Origin of the sequence: Streptosporangium sp. NPDC020145 (assembly GCF_040631275.1) — a bacterium.
Classification (GTDB): domain Bacteria; phylum Actinomycetota; class Actinomycetes; order Streptosporangiales; family Streptosporangiaceae; genus Streptosporangium.
On record NZ_JBEXZT010000002.1, the window covers coordinates 299,613 to 315,590 of the forward strand.

Annotated in this window: 13 protein-coding genes; 1 reads left to right on the plus strand and 12 read right to left on the minus strand. The window is 73.2% G+C overall.

Annotated elements, in window-relative coordinates:
* Nucleotides 1-4: 4 nt before the first annotated feature.
* The 12 genes from ABZ463_RS04000 to ABZ463_RS04055 form a co-directional block, all read right to left on the minus strand.
* A complete protein-coding gene (locus ABZ463_RS04000; protein ID WP_362772724.1) occupies nucleotides 5-961 on the minus strand; it encodes a hypothetical protein in 957 nt (318 codons plus the stop codon).
* On the minus strand, nucleotides 958-1,638 hold the full coding sequence (locus ABZ463_RS04005; protein WP_362772727.1) for a hypothetical protein: 681 nt from the start codon (nucleotides 1,636-1,638) through the stop codon (nucleotides 958-960). The genes ABZ463_RS04000 and ABZ463_RS04005 overlap by 4 nt, the downstream gene beginning before the upstream one ends.
* Nucleotides 1,608-4,424, minus strand: a complete 2,817-nt coding sequence (locus ABZ463_RS04010) for a hypothetical protein (RefSeq protein ID WP_362772730.1) — start codon at nucleotides 4,422-4,424, stop codon at nucleotides 1,608-1,610. The genes ABZ463_RS04005 and ABZ463_RS04010 overlap by 31 nt, the downstream gene beginning before the upstream one ends.
* A gap of 80 nt (nucleotides 4,425-4,504) precedes the next feature.
* On the minus strand, nucleotides 4,505-4,942 hold the full coding sequence (locus ABZ463_RS04015; RefSeq protein WP_362772733.1) for a pilus assembly protein TadG-related protein: 438 nt from the start codon (nucleotides 4,940-4,942) through the stop codon (nucleotides 4,505-4,507).
* Nucleotides 4,939-5,346, minus strand: a complete 408-nt coding sequence (locus ABZ463_RS04020; protein WP_352010008.1) for a TadE/TadG family type IV pilus assembly protein — start codon at nucleotides 5,344-5,346, stop codon at nucleotides 4,939-4,941. Before ABZ463_RS04020 ends, ABZ463_RS04015 begins: the two co-directional genes overlap by 4 nt.
* A complete protein-coding gene (locus tag ABZ463_RS04025; RefSeq protein WP_362772737.1) occupies nucleotides 5,343-5,801 on the minus strand; it encodes a TadE family protein in 459 nt (152 codons plus the stop codon). Before ABZ463_RS04025 ends, ABZ463_RS04020 begins: the two co-directional genes overlap by 4 nt.
* On the minus strand, nucleotides 5,785-6,060 hold the full coding sequence (locus tag ABZ463_RS04030) for a hypothetical protein (protein ID WP_352010010.1): 276 nt from the start codon (nucleotides 6,058-6,060) through the stop codon (nucleotides 5,785-5,787). Before ABZ463_RS04030 ends, ABZ463_RS04025 begins: the two co-directional genes overlap by 17 nt.
* A gap of 1 nt (nucleotide 6,061) precedes the next feature.
* Nucleotides 6,062-7,000: a type II secretion system protein gene (locus ABZ463_RS04035; RefSeq protein ID WP_352010011.1), complete on the minus strand. Its 939-nt coding sequence runs from the start codon at nucleotides 6,998-7,000 to the stop codon at nucleotides 6,062-6,064.
* Entirely contained in the window at nucleotides 6,990-7,904 is a 915-nt protein-coding gene (locus ABZ463_RS04040; protein ID WP_352010012.1) for a type II secretion system F family protein, read from the minus strand. Before ABZ463_RS04040 ends, ABZ463_RS04035 begins: the two co-directional genes overlap by 11 nt.
* Complete coding sequence (locus tag ABZ463_RS04045; protein ID WP_352010013.1) at nucleotides 7,901-9,202, minus strand: ATPase, T2SS/T4P/T4SS family; 1,302 nt, start codon at nucleotides 9,200-9,202, stop codon at nucleotides 7,901-7,903. Before ABZ463_RS04045 ends, ABZ463_RS04040 begins: the two co-directional genes overlap by 4 nt.
* Entirely contained in the window at nucleotides 9,199-9,954 is a 756-nt protein-coding gene (locus ABZ463_RS04050) for a hypothetical protein (RefSeq protein ID WP_352010014.1), read from the minus strand. Before ABZ463_RS04050 ends, ABZ463_RS04045 begins: the two co-directional genes overlap by 4 nt.
* Nucleotide 9,955: 1 nt before the next feature.
* Entirely contained in the window at nucleotides 9,956-10,654 is a 699-nt protein-coding gene (locus tag ABZ463_RS04055; RefSeq protein WP_352010015.1) for a hypothetical protein, read from the minus strand.
* A 723-nt stretch (nucleotides 10,655-11,377) separates the two neighbouring features.
* Here ABZ463_RS04055 and ABZ463_RS04060 point away from each other — a divergent pair.
* Nucleotides 11,378-15,958: an FtsK/SpoIIIE domain-containing protein gene (locus tag ABZ463_RS04060; RefSeq protein ID WP_362772744.1), complete on the plus strand. Its 4,581-nt coding sequence runs from the start codon at nucleotides 11,378-11,380 to the stop codon at nucleotides 15,956-15,958.
* The last annotated feature ends 20 nt before the right edge of the window (nucleotides 15,959-15,978 follow it).

Sequence of the window (15,978 nt, forward strand, 5' to 3'; positions counted from 1 at the left end):
GGCCTCATTCGTCTCCCTTGACGACGCTCTGCACCTCGCCGACGGCCACGTCCCGGTCCGCGCTCACCTGGACCGGGGCGTAGTCGAAGTCGACCCCCGGCGCCGTGACGGGCCACACCGCGGTCACGGTCATCGTGTAGACCCCGCGCGGCTGGTCGGCCGAGGCCCGCCGGTAGGTCACCCCGCAGCTGAACCTGTCCTTCTCCCCCTTGCTGTACGGCTTGCCGCCCCCCGCACAGTTCTGCTTGACGTCGGCGCGATCGCCCGTGGTGCCCGACTTGATCTGCAGGCTCCCGAGGGTGGCCGTGACCGTGGCGCTCATGACGCCGGGCAGCGTCGCGGTCACCGAGCGCGTCTTGGCGCCGGTGTCACCGAGCCAGACCCAGGTGTCCAGGTTGACGTAGCTCTTGACGTTCGGATTGACCTCGATCTTCGGCTTGGGCACGGTCAGCGCGGCCCTGGCGATGTCGGCCAGCTCCCTGACGGTGATCCCGGCGGGCGGGGTGGTGTTCGGCGGGACGAACACGTACGGTTCGAGCCCCGCCAGGCAGGACAGCGCGTTCGGGTCGGCCGCGTTGTAGGCGCGCGTCCACCAGTTCCCCTCCTTGCCGACCTTGTCCTTGAACTGCTTGAGGTCGTCCAGGTGCCTGCGCCACTCCGTCTCGGGGATCCACTCGGGCTTGCTCCCCTCCTGCTTCTTCAGCATGTCCTCGGCGTTTCCGCCAGGTTCGTACCAGCAGGGGCGCTTGACCCGGTAGCCGTCGCTCTTGCCGCCCGTCCCGTTCCCGGACACGACGATCCGGGAGTCCTTCAGGACGACGCCGACCTTCTCGTTGCCCTCGCCCCCCTGGAAGCCCGTGGCCTCGGGACCGCCGCCCCCTCCGGGAGGGGCCGCGAAGGCGACGGAGGGACTCGTGACGGCGAGCAGGACCAGCCCCGCGACAGCCGTTCTCCCGATCATCGCAAACATCCCTTCACCCGTTCGCTGGGAAGTTCCGTGTGCCGTAGCAGCGCGACCCGCCACACCCCGTCGTCGCCGAGCCGCATCCCGGCCGCCTGAAGGAAGGGCTCACGGGTCCACGCGGGCTGGCGGGCGAGCGGCCTCCCGGTCGCCGTGTCGAGCAGACGCATGCCGGACTCGTCCATGCACGCCTCCATCTGCGCCCCTCTGCCGTCCACGGGGCCGACGGTCAGCGCGTAGACGCGGGCGGTGCCCCGTACCGAACGGTGCTGGTCGAGGAACTCCCCCACCCACGTGCTCAGCTCGCCGACCGCGTCACCGGTGACGGCGTCGAGATAGCCGATGTCCCTGCCGCCGGTGACGACGGCCCTGAACGACCCGGCCAGGTGGTCGCGGAAGGCGGCGACCATCCCGGCGGTGTCCCGGTCGGGGGCGGCGGGCCACTCGACGACCAGCCGTACGCCGGGGGCGACCTCGACCGTCTCCGTCCGTGCCGTGGGGGTCGCGACGGGCGCCCTTGAGAGGTCCGGCGTCGCGCTCACCCCACCGGCGTCGCCCTGCGGGACGAACCTGTCCGGCTCCGCCGTACAGCCCGCGAGCAGGACTCCTGCCACCGCGACCCCGGCCGCCAGGGCCCTCCCCGCCCTCATGCGGACGGCGCCGAGTGCATCCGCCACGAGGGCAGCAGCTCGTCGATCAGGGCCTCGGTCTCCGGGGCCATCCCGCTCCCGCCCGGCTGGGCGGCGGCCCTCCTGCTCAGGGCCTCGACCACGGTCCGCAGCCGCGCCTGGTCTCCGGTGAGGTGGGTGGCCCGCAGCAGGTCACGCCAGAGCCCCTCGTCGTCGGCGGCGAGCAGCAGGCCCGCCCGCACCGCGGCGACGGCCCGTCCCCCGTCGCCCTCCTCGATCCGGATGTCGCAGAGCCGGTGCGCGGCGTCCGCGACGGCCGCCGTCACGTCGTACTCCAGGTCGTCGTCGGCCAGCCAGGCGTACCGGCCGCGCGGGCGGCCGTTGAGCAGCGGCCCGCGCACCAGGTTCAGCGCCCGTTCGAGCAGTACGGCGCGCACCCCGGAGTCGGTGTGGGAGCGGCGGACCAGATCGCGGAAGACCATCCAGTCGGTCCGCACCTCGGGGCCGAGGCGGAACCTGCCCGCCTCGTCGGCGTAGAGGTTGGGGCGCCCCGCGCCGTCGGTGCCCAGCCAGTCGACGACCCTGGCGATGGTCGCGTCCCTGACCGCCGCCTGCACGCCGCGTGGCCACAGGACGCCGCCGAGCACGACCGGGTGGACGCCGCCCGGGTGGGTCGCGAGGTAGACGACGAGTTCCACCGCGAGCGTGGCCCGTCCCTCCTCCATCGGTGAGGGGCCCGCGATCTCCACGGGGCCGAGGACCCGCACCTCGACCGAGGCGTTCGCCGGGACGGGCTCCGGCCGGTCGCTCATCGGCTCGCCGTCGAGCCGTCCCGCGGTCTCGAACAGGTCGATCAGGGCACGGTAGTGGCGGCGGGGCAGCAACTGGGCGTCCACCTCGAAGCCGAGCGCGTCCACCTTCGCCCTGCCGTCCTCGGTGACCTCCCAGTTCCAGGTGGCGTGCGGGACCTTCCCCGCCACGACGTACCCGGCCGCGGTCCTGACGCCCTTCCTGGCGAGCACGGCCAGCCGGTGCCCCTCCTCCTCGTTCGGCACGAGCGCGGAGAGCACGTAGTGCGGCGGCCAGATCGGCTCCGCGGCCCGCCCCTGGATCCTGCCGGTCAGCACGTCCCCGCCCTGGCCGCGTTCCGCGGCCCTGGCCTCAAGCTCGGGCAGCAGTTCGGCGAGGGTCGCGACGTGCCTGACCCGGTCGGGGGCGATCACGGTCAGCTCCTCGCCGAACCCGACGAGCGTGACGGTCATCAGGTCCGACCAGCGATTGGTCGCCAGTTCGACGGCGAGCGCGGCCAGGGCCTCGGTGCTGCGCGGGCCGTCGAGGCTGATCAGGCCGTGCGCCGCCTCCAGGTCGACGAGCACGCGCCCCTCGCCGTTCGACCCGAGCGAGACCAGCCCGGGGTACGGCGCGGGCGCCTCGGACAGCGCCCGTTCGTCGAGCATCCTGCCCTCGTGGGCGGGCAGCTTCCACACCTGGCCGCCGTCGTGGGCGCTCCAGGGCGCGGGCGCCTCGGCCACGGGCGGGTGGATCCACAGGTCGAGGCTCTGCGCCGACAGGTGGGCGGCGTAGATGGTGGGCGGGATGCGCTTCTGCGCGGCCAGGGAGCGGCCGAGCAGCCGCAGCCCGATGTCCAGCATCCGGCTGCCCGGGGCGTCGGCGCCCAGTCTGAGCGCCACCTCCGCCTTGGCCGCGTCGTCCTTCGGCCTGGCGATCCTGCGCCCGAACGCCCTGTGCCACAGCTGCTGTCTGCGCCTGCGGCCCAGGGCCGCCAGCAGCCCGGCCGCCGCGAGCGAGGCCCCGGCCAGGTAGTCGAGCAGCTCCAGCCCCTGCTGCTGCCCCTGGTCGCGGCCCTGGTCCTGGCTCTGCTCCTGTCCCTGGTCCTTGGTCCTGTACGGCTCCCGCCTGCCGCTGTCGGCGCTCTCCTCACGGGAGTCGGCGGGTCTGCGGGCCTCGCCCCTGTTCTCCCCGCCGCCCGCCTCCTGCCGGGCCTCGCCCGGCAGGTCGGAGCCTCCCTTGGCCGAGATGTCCTGGGTGTGGCCGTCGAGTTCCGCGGGCTTGCCCGGGTGGTCCTCAAGGGTCTCCCCGCGCGGCTGGGAGGCCGGGACGATGTGCACGTTCCTGGCGTCGTCCGGCATGTCGAGCACCCAGCCCGGCCTGATGAGGTCGGCCATGTGCAGGCGGCTGCCGTCGGGCTGCTCCTTGTGCTGGTTGAGCCGGTAGATCTCCGGATAGCGCCGCCCGTCCCCGAGGCACTTCTCCGCGATCTCCCACAGGCTCTCGTGGTGGCGCCCGTGCGGCGGCTGCACCACGTAGACCTTCCTGGCCTTCTCGACGTGCACCAGCGGCGCCCGTTCCTCGGGCTCCGGGGTGGTGACCGAGGCCGCCGCGGTCGCGGGGGCGGCGGGCGTCGCCGTGGGCCTGACGATCGGCACGACGACCGCGGAGACGGTGAACAGCAGCAGGACCGCGGAAACCAGCCGGTTGGCCAGCATCTGGGTGCCGCCGGAGAAGGGCACCCTGGCGGGCATGCCGACCCGGCGCAGCCCCGCGTAGATCTCGACGATCACGCAGACGGTCAGCTGCAGCCAGGCCAGCCAGACCAGCAGCACGAGGATGGCCACGATCATGCTCGTACCGACCTGGCTGGTCAGCAGGTTCAGGTGGAGCAGTTCGGGCGACAACGGCGGCCCGGCCAGCCTCAGCAGCGCGTAGGGAACCCCGCCGACCAGTGCGACCAGCACGACCAGCGCGCCGAGACCGGCGGCCAGGTCGCCCGCCGTACGTCTCGGTCGTATGCGCGTTGGCTGTCGCGTGGGCATGCGTCTCCCTTCGTGTCCAGGTTCTTCGTCCTCAGCCGGCTCCGCCAGCCGTTCGCCTCAATCGGTACGGCCCGCGCCCGTCACCCGTCGTCCCCCATGTCGGGCCCCGCGGTTGCCGAGGCCTCCATGTCGGAGCCGGGGAAGCCGAGCGCGGCCAGGAAGAACGACGTCCAGGCCGCGGAGACCCGGACCGTGACCTCGCCCTGCCCGCCGCCGAGGGAGCACTCGCCGAGGCGGACGTCGGAGCCCGCGTAGCCGGAGACGATCTTCTTCGCCTCCGCGCAGACCTCGTCCTCGCCCAGCAGCCGGGCCTGACCGGTCTCCCTGAGGTACTCGACGTCGATCTTGTCGGCGGCGGCCCTGGCCGCCTGCTCGGCGATGTCCGCGGCCCGCAGCCTGGCGTTGATGGCGCCCCCGCCGTCCACGAGGAGCCCGGCCAGCATGAAGACCATCACCGAGAAGATCACCGTGAAGACCGACATCGACCCCCGGTCTCCGGGTCGGCGGGCAGAGGTCATTTCTCCACCCTCCGGAGCTGCTCAAGCGGGGCCACCGCGTCCCCCCGCATGTCCTTGGCCGCGCCGAAGCCGAGGAAGTCCAGGTCGAGTGAGCAGGTCACCGTCACCTTGACCTGGCCGCCCGCCTTCCAGTCCGTGCCGGCGAGGCTGACGTCCGGTTCGCACTGCCCGGACAGGGACCCCTTGGCGGCCTCGTCCGCGGCGCTCTCCGCGTCGGAGCGGGTGCGTTCGACGGAGGCCGCCCGCGCGGCGTCCCTGGCGGCTCCGTTCACCTCGCCCTGGGCCTCGACGATCCGTCCGGCGCCCACCAGGAACAGCAGGAACAGCAGGAAGACCGGTGCGAGGAGCACGGCCTCCGCCGACAGCGACCCCCGCTCGGGGTCCCCGCCCGCTCTCCTGGTCACTCCTGACACCCCTCACCGCCGTCGTCGGGCCGGAAGCACTCGACGGGGCCGCCGAAGCGCGAGGTGATGGTGAGGCTCGTCGAGGGCAGCAGCGGGACGACCTGGACCGCGGTCGCGGTGATCTCGACCCCCCGCTGGTCGCCCTCCTCCCAGGTCGTCACCTTCGCGCCGTCGAGAAGCTTGGGGCCGATGGCCTTGAGCACCTCCTCGGCCTTGGAGGTCGCGTCCTCCTGCCAGGAGTCGGAGTCGATCCTGGCCAGCCGTGACCCCTCCCGCGCCGCGGCGTCGGCCACCTGGCGGCCGTGGAACCACAGGGCGAACTGCACGACGAGCAGCACGACGGCCAGCACGACCGGCATGATCATCGCGAGTTCGACGACGGAGGCGCCGCGCTCGCCGTCCCGTCCGCGCACGCGCCGGGAGCGGCGCGCGGGCGCCTCAGCCGTTGCCGCCAACCGGGCCACCTCCGCCGTCGGTGCCGCCGCCCCCGCCACCGCCACCGCTTCCGCCGCCGAACTGGTCGGAGATCTCCCCCTGCCTGCCCTCGACGAGGGTCCTGATGAGGGTGGCCAGGCCGAGGGCGACCCCGGCGATGATGGCGGTGATGATGACCCACTCGACCGCTGAGGCGCCCCTGCTCGGAGCGTTGCGCGCCCGGTCGATCCGCACACTCAGGAAGGTCGTCGCGTAGACGATCCACGGATGGTTCAGCATGTCAGGACCCCAACATCTTCATCGCTGCCGGAAAACTCAGGAAGATCACAAAGCCGGCGCAGAGCAGAAGCTGCGCGACGAGCATCGACTGGGAACGCTCACCCGCCTGCCCCTCGATCTCGGCGAGCTCCCGCCGCCGCAGGGTCGCGGCGCGCGCGGTCAGCGACGAGCGGACCTTGGCGCCGTCGTCGGCGACCAGCCCGAGGGCGGCGGACAGGTCGCGCAGCTCGTCCACGTTGATCTCGTCGCCGAGCTGTCCGAGGGCCTGCCACGGGGTGATGCCGACGATCCTGGCGTTGCCGAGCGCCTCACGGATGCGGGCCATCGCCCAGTTCGCCTCCTCCTCGTCCCCGGCGGGCGCGCCGACGGAGACGGCCATCAGCAACGCCTCCGGCACGCCCCGGCCACCCGCGAGGTTCATCGCGACCAGGTCGAGGAAGGCTCCGACGACGTGCCGGAAGTCGCGGCGCATCCGTGCGGCGTCCCGTTTGACCTGGAGGTCGGGCAGGACGAAGAACACCCCGGAGACCGCGAGGGCGACCCACAGCGGCATCGTGAGCGAGGCGTCCCAGCTCATCAGCGCCAGCCAACCGGCCAGCAGGGGGAAGGCCAGCAGCCCGGAGACGGCCAGCAGCACCTTGGTGGCCAGGAACGCCTCGAACGACCTGCCGAGCAGGGCCAGGTCGGACTTGGCCGAGCGCGCCTGCCAGCCCCTGGCCGCGTACAGGCGGGCCAGCCGTACGCCCAGCTCCCTGCGCAGGGCGCTGACGTCCTCGTCCGGCAGGATGAGCCTGGCCCTGGGCGCCTGGGTGCCCTCCCTGGCCGCGTCGAGGGCCAGCAGCCTGGTCACCAGCCCCGGTCTGGCCGGGAACAGCGCCCGCATCAGCAGGAACAGGCCGAGGCCGAACACGCCCCCGGCGAACAGCGCGTCAGTCGGCATCGCGCGCCTCGCCTCCCATGGTGCCTCCCACGGCCCCTCCGGTGGGCAGGCCGAGCAGTCTGGCGGGCTTGTCGAAGCGGGCCAGGCGCCGCATCCAGGCGAAGCCCGCGCCGAAGAACCCGGCCACGACCACGAGCACGGCCTGCCCGAGGGCGCTGTCGTACTCGGCGACGTAGGAGGGGTTGAACACCACGAGCGCCACGGCGAAGGCGATGGCCGTACCGACCACGATCTGCACGCTGCGCCGGGTCGAGCGGCGCTCGGCCTCGACGCGGCGGCGCATGTCCAGCTCCTCGCGGGCCGAGACGGCCAGCGCGCCGAGCACGTCGCGCAGGCCGGGGCCGCGCAGCTTGGAGTTGAGGATGAGCGCGGCCACGACGAGGTCGGCCGAGGGGTCGTCCAGCTCGTCGGCGAACAGCCTGAGCGCGTCCTGCAGCGGCATCCTGGTGTGCAGCCGGTCGACCAGCGACAGCAGGTGCGGCCGCAGGGTCGGCGCGGCGGCCCTGATCGACGACGGGATCGCCTGTTCCAGGCCCGCCGCCCCGGCGATGGTGTCGCGGAGCGACTCGGTCCAGGCGGCCAGGCCCTCAAGGCGCCGCATCGCCGTACGCTCCTCGGCCGCGCCGCCCGCCAGGCCCCGCCATCCGAGCGCGAGCAGTACGGCCCCGGCCGCCATGACCGGCCATCCGGTCACCACGAGCACCAGGACGCCCACGATCGCGCCGATGGCCGAGCGGGTGGACAGCGCCTTGAGAAGCTCGCGTCTTCCCGCCTTCCTGCCCGGGGTCGCGGGCCGGGGGCGCAGGCCGTACAGGGCCAGGCCGAGCAGGAACAGCCCGGCGCCGAGCGCCGCACCCGCGAGCATGACCAGCGGGTCGAACAGGCCGGGGGGAAGACCGTTCACGCCCAGCCTCCGGGGTCGTAGCCGTGGTGGGCCAGCTCCTCCATGCAGGACAGGGGGGCGTTCGGCAGGACCCGGCCGTCGGGGGCCGTGGCGAAGACCTCGGAGGAGAGCACCCGCCCGTCGACACCGGCGACCTCGCGCACGCTGGAGACGAAGCGGCGCAGTCTGCCGCCCTTGGCGTAGTCGTTGCGCTTCTCGATGAAGACCACGAAGTCGATCGCGCCCGCGATGAGCATGTGGGTCGCCTCGATCGGCAGACGCTCGGCGGCCTGGAGGGCGTAGGTGGCGATGCGGTTGAAGACCTCCATCGAGGAGTTGGCGTGGATGGTGGACAGGGACCCGTCGTTGCCCTGGGTCATCGCGTTGAGCATGGTGACGATCTCGTCGCCGAGGACCTCTCCGACGATCACCCGGGAGGGGTTCATGCGCAGCGAGCGGCGCACCAGCTCGGCCATCGAGATCTCGCCCTGGCCCTCGGAGTTGGGCAGCCGCTGCTCGAAGGCCACCACGTTCGGGTGCAGCTCGGCGAACTGGTCGAGGCCGAGTTCGAGGGCGCGTTCGACGGTGATGAGGCGTTCGTGGGGCGGGATCTCGTTGGCCAGGGCGCGCAGCAGGGTCGTCTTGCCCGCGTTGGTCGAGCCGGAGATCATGATGTTCTTGCGGGCCGCGACGGCCGCGGAGAGGAAGCGGCCGATCTCCGGGGTCACGGTGCCGTTGCCGACCAGGTCGCTGAGGAAGACCTTGCCCAGGCGGGAGCGGCGGATGGAGACCGCGGGGCGGACCGTCACGTCCATCACCGCGGAGAGCCGGGACCCGTCGGGCAGGCGCAGGTCGAGCTGGGGGTTGGCGGTGTCGAACGGCCTGCTGGACAGGCCGCTGTAGGCGGCGAGGACCTGGATCAGCTCGATGAGCTCCTCGTCGGAGTCGGCGACCGGCTCCCGCATGAGCTCCTGGCCGTCGGCGTAGCCGACGAAGACCCGGTCGCAGCCGTTGATGTCGATGTTCTCGACGTCGGGGTCGTCGAGCAGCGGCTGCAGGCGGCCGACGCCGAACAGCGCGGCGTGGATTCCGCCGGCGAGGGCCTCCTCCTCCTCTGCGGTCGGCGGGGTACGGCCGACGCCGATCTCCCCGCGGGCGAACTCCTCAAGCACCTGGGCGATCAGCGCGCGGGCGAACTGGCGCTCGTCCTCGCCGCTCATCGGCGGCAGGCCGCTGGCCTGGTCGAGGCGGCGCTGGTGGGCCAGCCGGTCGCCGACCTCCTGCCGGAAGCGCTTCACCAGGGTGTGGTCTATGGTCACAGGACGTGCTCCGGGGCGCGGATCTGGGCGGCGAGGCGTCCGGCCAGCTCACGGGCGGTGCGGATGAGCAGCGAGCGGTCCAGGCGCCCGCCCCACTGGCCGCGCAGCAGCTCGGCGCCCTTGGGGTCGTGCGCGATGCCGGTGACGAAGGCGACCTGCCTGCCGGTCGCCGTGACGATCCGGCGGACGTCGTCGATCGTCGTGCGGTACTGGCGGGGGTCGGCGATCACCACGACCGCGGTCTGCACCGACGAGGGCAGCACCTGGAGGCGTTCGCGCAGGTGGGCGACGTGGTCGAGGCTCGCCCTTGTGAACAGCACCACCAGGGCCGCCTCCGTGACCAGCTCGGTCATCTCGGGGTGGCCGCCCAGGCGCCCGCAGTCGGCCAGCACGTCGGCGCCGGGCAGCGCCGCGAACGCGCGGCCGAGCGGCCCCCACAGCCAGGTGAGGCCCGCGGCCTGTTCGCCGTGGGTCAGCCCGGCCAGCACGTCGAGCCCGCCGACGATCCGCTGGGTGTGCTCGTGGATCTGCTCGGGCTGCAGCCCCCTGCGGGCCGTGGCCCCCAGGGTGAGCAGGCCCCTGCCCGGGTTGAGCACGCCGCCGTCCTGCGCGGGCAGGCGGTAGGCCAGGTCGCCTCCCGCCGGGTCGCACTCGGCGAGCAGGACGGAACGGGGCCAGACCGCGCCGAGCGCGGTGGCCGCCGTGGTGACCCCGGGCGCCCCCTTGTCGGCCGCCAGCACGATGAGCGCCATCTCAGCGGGCCCCGGGGAGCTCGACCACCGCGACCTCGCCGCTTGAGGCGTAGGTGCTGATCAGGGGCGCGTCCTTGACGTCCACCACGATCGCCAGCGGACCGGCCGGGGTTCCCCTGCTGGTCGCGGTCATCCGGTGGACGAGCGCGCTCTGCGCCAGGACCCGGCTCTGCGTCCCGTCGCCGCCCCGGCCCGGCACGTAGATCACCTGGACCCGGTCGCCCTCGTCGAGGGTGATGGGCAGCTGGCCGGGTTTGAGCGACAGGCCGACGATGGCCTTGCCCGGCCCGAGTTCCCCGCTCGCCGAGGCGACCATCCTGGGGGTCAGCAGGGTGCCCGGCAGGAGGGTGACGCTGGCGAAGTCATGGGCGACCTGGGCGCTCTGCGACCACGGAACGTAGTCGATGCCGGTGTCGGCGATCTGCACCTCCTGCATGGAGGTGACGAGCATCTGCTGCCCGGCGCCGATCTGCTTGACGATCCGGATCGCGGAGACCCGGTCTCCGCTGCGCAGCACCAGGAGGGTGGTGGCCAGCGCGCCGCCCAGGATGAGCAACAGGGCGAGGGCCGCGAGCGCGGGTTTGCGCTCACGCGGGGACACGGGGAGTTTGCGCGACGCCGGGCCGGAAAGCCCTGGTTGCGCGCCCGGCCGCTCGGCGTTCGCCGGGGGGCGGCCGCCCGGCTTCTCACTGGTCCTCATGGGTAGGGGGACTCCCAGAGTCTTCGCAAATGGGACTACTGCTCGAATTTACGCCATTATGCGCACCGCACCGATGAACAGGCAGACAAAATCCAGGTCCCATGCTCGTTTGATAGGAACAGGTCTGTCAACGCCGATCGCAAGGATGCTGACGGTTCGGTGAGATGACAAGAGACTTATCGGGGTGATAAGGGCATCTGATTAACTCGTACGGCGTCCACCCCGGCGTTTAGGGGGCTCATTCGGCGGGAAAGACCCGCGCCCTTCACCATCCGGCCGGAAGGCCGTTCACCGTGTGTCATCCTTGCGTCATGGCTTGCGTCATGGCGAAGTGGTCCGGGTACGCCGCCCCGGCCCCACACCGGATGCGGTTCCCCCTCAGGAAAACGGATCACCCGTGTCACCGCGAAACCACATACGCGAAGACGGCGTCTCCCGTTGCCCGCCGTCCGCGTCCCGCCGCCACGACCTCCCAGGTCAGGCCGTACGGCGAGGCGGCGGCCTGAGTTTTCCACAGCCCCACCCGGCCATTCCCGTGCGCGGCCCGATGAGCGAACGCCCATTTAAAACGGCACGACCGGCCACTGTCATCAGGCGGTTTTCCACAGGCCGCCACGTTTTCCACATACCGCTCCACAACCTATGGCATTGCCGCAAACCACTCCTTCGCGACAAGTGCCACTCTGTACCGTGGACCGGGGCTCCGACCCGAGGAGAGCGTCGATGCGGATCATGCTCACCGTGCTCAGCGAGCACACCGACCGCGATGTCGTGGTCGAGGGCGACGACACGACCACGGTCGCCAGGCTCGCCGAGGCGCTCGCCGGCCAGGGCGGTGAGCGGCCGAGCAACGTGGTACGGCTGACGCGCAGCAAGGCCCCCTACGGCCTGGACCGCGACATCGGGTCACAACCCCCGCCCATGTGGCTCGACGGCCGCCTCCTCGAACCGTCCGCGCCCGCCCTCGGCCTGCTCCGCGACGGCGACCTCGTCACCCTCGAACGCGACCTGGCCGCCGCGACACTCGCCGAGGAACCGGGCGGCATCGTGGAGATCCGGGTCGTCGGCGGGCCCGCCGCCGGGTCCGTGCACCGCATCAGCCTGGGTGTGCACACCATCGGCTCCGACCCGGCCTGCGCGGTCTCCGTCGCCGACCCCATGCTGCCCCCCAGGGCCGCCGTCGTCCGGCTCACTCCCGAGGCCATCACCGTCGAGGCGGGGGAGGGCGCCACGCCGAGACTCGACCGGGAACCGCTCGAAGGCCCGGCGCCCTGGCGGGAGCACGCCGTGCTGACCTGTGGCGCGAGCGTGCTGACCCTCAGGGCCGTCGAGCCTCCGGACGCGCACCTGGACGCCCAGCCCGACGGCGGCCTCGCCTACAACCGGCCGCCCAGGCTGCGCACCCCGCCGAGCACACGGCGCTTCGAGGTCCCCGCGGAGCCCAAACGCGCCGAGACCATGCGGCTGCAGCTGCTGACCGCCTTCCTGCCCGCCGCGCTCGGCGTGGTCATGGCCTGGACCCTGCACGTCTGGTACTTCCTGCTGATGGCGCTGATGACGCCGTTGATCATGATCGGCCAGTGGTGGAGCGACCGGCGGCACGGCCGCAAGCAGTACCGCCAGCGGATGAAGGAGTACAGGAAGCGCCTGAAGGACTTCGAGGCGGACGTCGAGCGCGCCCGCGCCGACGACGAGGCGGAGCGCCGTACCGCCGCGCCGGACCCGGCCGAGGTGCTGCTCACCGCGACCGGGCCGAGACGGCGGCTGTGGGAGCGCCGTGACCACGACCAGGACGCGCTCAGGCTGCGGGTCGGGCTCGCCGACCTGCCCGCCGACCTGGAGTTCACCCCGGAGCGCTCCGCCCCCGCCGACTGCGTGCTCCCCGACCCGCCCGACTGCCACGCGGTGCCCGTGGCCCTGGCCATGCGCCGTCTCGGCGTCGCCGGCCTGACCGGGCACAGACCGGCCGTCACGGGGCTGGCCAGGTGGCTGGTCGGCCAGGCGGCCGCCCTGCACAGCCCCCGCGACCTGGCGATCGTGGTGCTGTCGGCGCACCGCGACGGGGAGGAGAACTGGAACTGGGTGCGCTGGCTGCCGCACTGCGCCCCGCGCGGCGGCGAGGACTGTGTCGCGCTGGTCGGCGCCGACCCCGAGGCCGCCGCCCGCAGGGTGACCGAGCTGACCGCGTTGATCGAGGGACGCCAGGGCGAGGAGGAGGGGTCGGCGGCCAAGCTCGGCCGTATCGCCTCCGGATGGGGCGACGGCGCCCCGGCAGGCGCCGACGTCGCGCCCGTATACGACGAGCGGCCCTACGACGTGCTGGTCGTCCTGGACGGCGCCCAGGTCCTGCGCGCCCTGCCCGGCATGCCGCAGGTCCTGCGCCAGGGCCCCAGGGCGGGCGTCTACACCCTGGCCCTCGACGACGACCAGCGGCTGCTGCCCGAAGAGTGCGCCACCGTGGCGGACGTGGCCGGGGACGGCACCGTACGGCTGCGCGGAGGCGGCCTGGACGGGCTCGGCGAGATCCTGGCCGACCAGGTCTCCTCCTCCTGGTGCGACCGGCTGGCCCGCTCCCTGGCCCCGGTGCGCGACGTCAGCCGGGACGAGGCCGCCCTGGCCCTGCCCGGCTCCGCCAGGCTGCTCGACCTGCTCGACCTGCCCTCGGTCTCCGGCGCCGTCCTGGCCGAGCGCTGGGGCCGTACGACACGGGCGGTGATCGGCGCGGGCCCCGACGGCGTCTTCTCCGTCGACCTGCGCACCGACGGGCCGCACGCGCTCATCGCGGGAACGACCGGCGCGGGCAAGTCGGAGTTGCTGCAGACCCTGATCTGCTCCCTCGCGGTGGCCAACCGCCCCGACGAGATGACGTTCGTGCTGATCGACTACAAGGGCGGGGCCGCCTTCAAGGAGTGTGTACGGCTGCCGCACACGGTCGGCATGGTCAGCGACCTCGACGGCCACCTCACCCAGCGGGCGCTGGCCTCCCTGGCCGCCGAGATCCGCCGCCGCGAACGGCTGCTGCTGGCCGCCGGGGCCAAGGACATCGAGGACTACCACGAGCTGCGCGACGCGCAGCGGGCCCGCGCCTCACGGGACCTGATGGTGGCCGGGGCGGGCTCGGCGGTCAGGCAGCTGCCCCTGCGCGCCGACCCGCTGGTGGCGCTGCCCCGCCTGGTGCTGGTCATCGACGAGTTCGCGGCCATGGTCAGCGAGCTGCCCGACTTCATGACCGGCCTGGTGGACATCGCCAGGCGGGGCCGTTCGCTGGGCATCCACCTGATCCTGGCCACCCAGCGGCCCGGCGGCGTGGTCACCGCCGACATCCAGGCCAACACCTCGCTGCGCATCGCGCTGCGGGTGACGGAGGCCGCGGAGTCCTCCGACGTCATCGACAGGCCGGACGCCGCGCACATCTCCAAGGCCACCCCGGGACGGTGCTACGTGAAGTCGGGCGTCGGCACGCCCACGGCGGTGCAGACCGCGCGGATCGGCGGACGCGGACCCGGCGCGCAGAGCGAGGTGCGGGCCAGGGTGACGGAGGTCGGCTGGCGGGCGCTCGGGCAGCCGCTCGCTCCGCCGGAGACGGCCACGGAGAACGCCGCGGTCACCGACCTGTCCGTGCTGGTCGACGCCCTGGTCGAGGCCGCCCGTGTCACCGGTGTCCCCAGGCAGCCGAGTCCCTGGCTGCCGCCGCTCGACGACCTGCTGGTGGCCCCCGGGGTCACCGTGGCCCCCGGGGACGCGCCGCCGTACCGGGTGGGGGTCCAGGAGGTGCCGCCGCTGGCGTTCGGGACGACCGACCTGCCGTGGGCGCAGGCCCGCAGACCGCTGGCGCTCAACCTGGCCGCCGGGGGTCACCTGCTCCTGGCGGGCGCCTCCCGCAGCGGGCGTTCGACCGCGTTGCGCACACTCGCCGGGGCGATCGCCGCCGGGGCCTCCCCCGAGGACGTGCACCTGCACGCGATCGACTGCGGTTCCGGGGCACTGCTGCCGCTGATGGCCATGCCGCACTGCGGCGCCGTGGTGACCCGCGACCAGCTCGACCGGGTCGAACGGCTGCTGGCCCGGCTGCGCGCCGAGGTCGGGCGGCGCCAGCAACTGCTGGCCGAGGCGGGCTACGCGTCGCTGGCCGAGCTGCGCGCCGCCGCGACCGGGCCCAGGCTGCCGTGGATGGTGCTGATGCTCGACCGGTGGGAGGGGTTCGTCGCCGCGTTCGAGGGCTACGACTACGGGCGGCTGATCGAGTCGACGATGCAGTTGCTCAGGGAGGGACCCGCGGTCGGGTTGCGCGCCGTGGTGACCGGGGACAGGTCGGTGCTGCTCGGGCAGATCTCCACGGTCTTCGAGGACCGGCTGATCCTGCGCCTGGCCGACCCCTCCGACTACGGCCTGGCCGGGCTGCCGGTGAAGGACCTGCCCGCCGCGCTGGCCCCCGGCAGGGCGCTGGCCACCGGGGAGCACGGGATCGTCGAGAGCCAGATCGCGCTGCTGTGCGACGATCCCGCCGGCCCCGCCCAGGTCGCCGCGTTGCAGGCGCTGTCCAGGGAGGTGCCCGGCCGCTTCGGCGCCTCCCCCGGTACGGCCGAGCCGGGGCGGTGGCCGTGGAACGGCGAGCCGCCACTGCGGGTCGACGCGCTGCCGATGCGGATCACCTCGGCGCAGGCGCTGGAGCTGGTGCCCTCCTTCGAGCCGCCCTCCCCGCTGTGGGCGCTGTTCGGCGTCGGCGGCGACTCGCTGACCCCGCTCGGCGTCGACCTGCTCGCCCAGGGACCCGGCGCGGTCGTCGCCGGGCCGTCCCGTTCCGGGCGTTCCTCGGCGCTGCTGACCGCCGCCCGTTCCCTGCTCGACAGGGGGACGCCCGTGGTGGTGGTCACCCCCAGGCGCAGCCCGCTCAGCACGCTGGCCGGGCAGGAGGGGGTGCTGGCCGTACTCGGCGCGGACGGCGACCTCGACAGGGCCGTGGCGGGGCACGAACGGTACGTGGCGATCGTGGACGACGCGGAGCTGGTCTCCCCCGACTCGCCCCTGGGCATGTCCCTTGAGCAGGTGTTGCGCACCGGCCGCGACAGCGAGCACGGCCTCGTCATCGGCGGTACGACGGGTGACCTGACCACCGCCTACCGGGGTTTCGTCGCCGAGGCCAGGAAGGCCCGCACCGGTCTGCTGCTCTCGGTGCAGAGCCCCGCGGACGGCGACCTGTTCACCATCCGGCTCCCCCGCGGCGCGGTCGGCGGCCCGCCGGGACGGGGCCTGCTGGTGACGCTGGGCACGGCCACCGCCGTCCAGACGGCCCTGCCCGGCTGAGGTACGGCGGGGCAACGAAA

Bases quoted from the DNA above. Each gene is read 5' to 3' on its own strand.
- ABZ463_RS04000 (WP_362772724.1), bottom strand. From the start codon at position 961: ATGATCGGGAGAACGGCTGTCGCGGGGCTGGTCCTGCTCGCCGTCACG.
- ABZ463_RS04010 (WP_362772730.1), bottom strand. From the start codon at position 4,424: ATGCCCACGCGACAGCCAACGCGCATACGACCGAGACGTACGGCGGGC.
- ABZ463_RS04015 (WP_362772733.1), bottom strand. From the start codon at position 4,942: ATGACCTCTGCCCGCCGACCCGGAGACCGGGGGTCGATGTCGGTCTTC.
- ABZ463_RS04030 (WP_352010010.1), bottom strand. From the start codon at position 6,060: ATGCTGAACCATCCGTGGATCGTCTACGCGACGACCTTCCTGAGTGTG.
- ABZ463_RS04035 (WP_352010011.1), bottom strand. From the start codon at position 7,000: ATGCCGACTGACGCGCTGTTCGCCGGGGGCGTGTTCGGCCTCGGCCTG.
- ABZ463_RS04050 (WP_352010014.1), bottom strand. From the start codon at position 9,954: ATGGCGCTCATCGTGCTGGCGGCCGACAAGGGGGCGCCCGGGGTCACC.
- ABZ463_RS04055 (WP_352010015.1), bottom strand. From the start codon at position 10,654: ATGAGGACCAGTGAGAAGCCGGGCGGCCGCCCCCCGGCGAACGCCGAG.
- ABZ463_RS04060 (WP_362772744.1), top strand. From the start codon at position 11,378: ATGCGGATCATGCTCACCGTGCTCAGCGAGCACACCGACCGCGATGTC.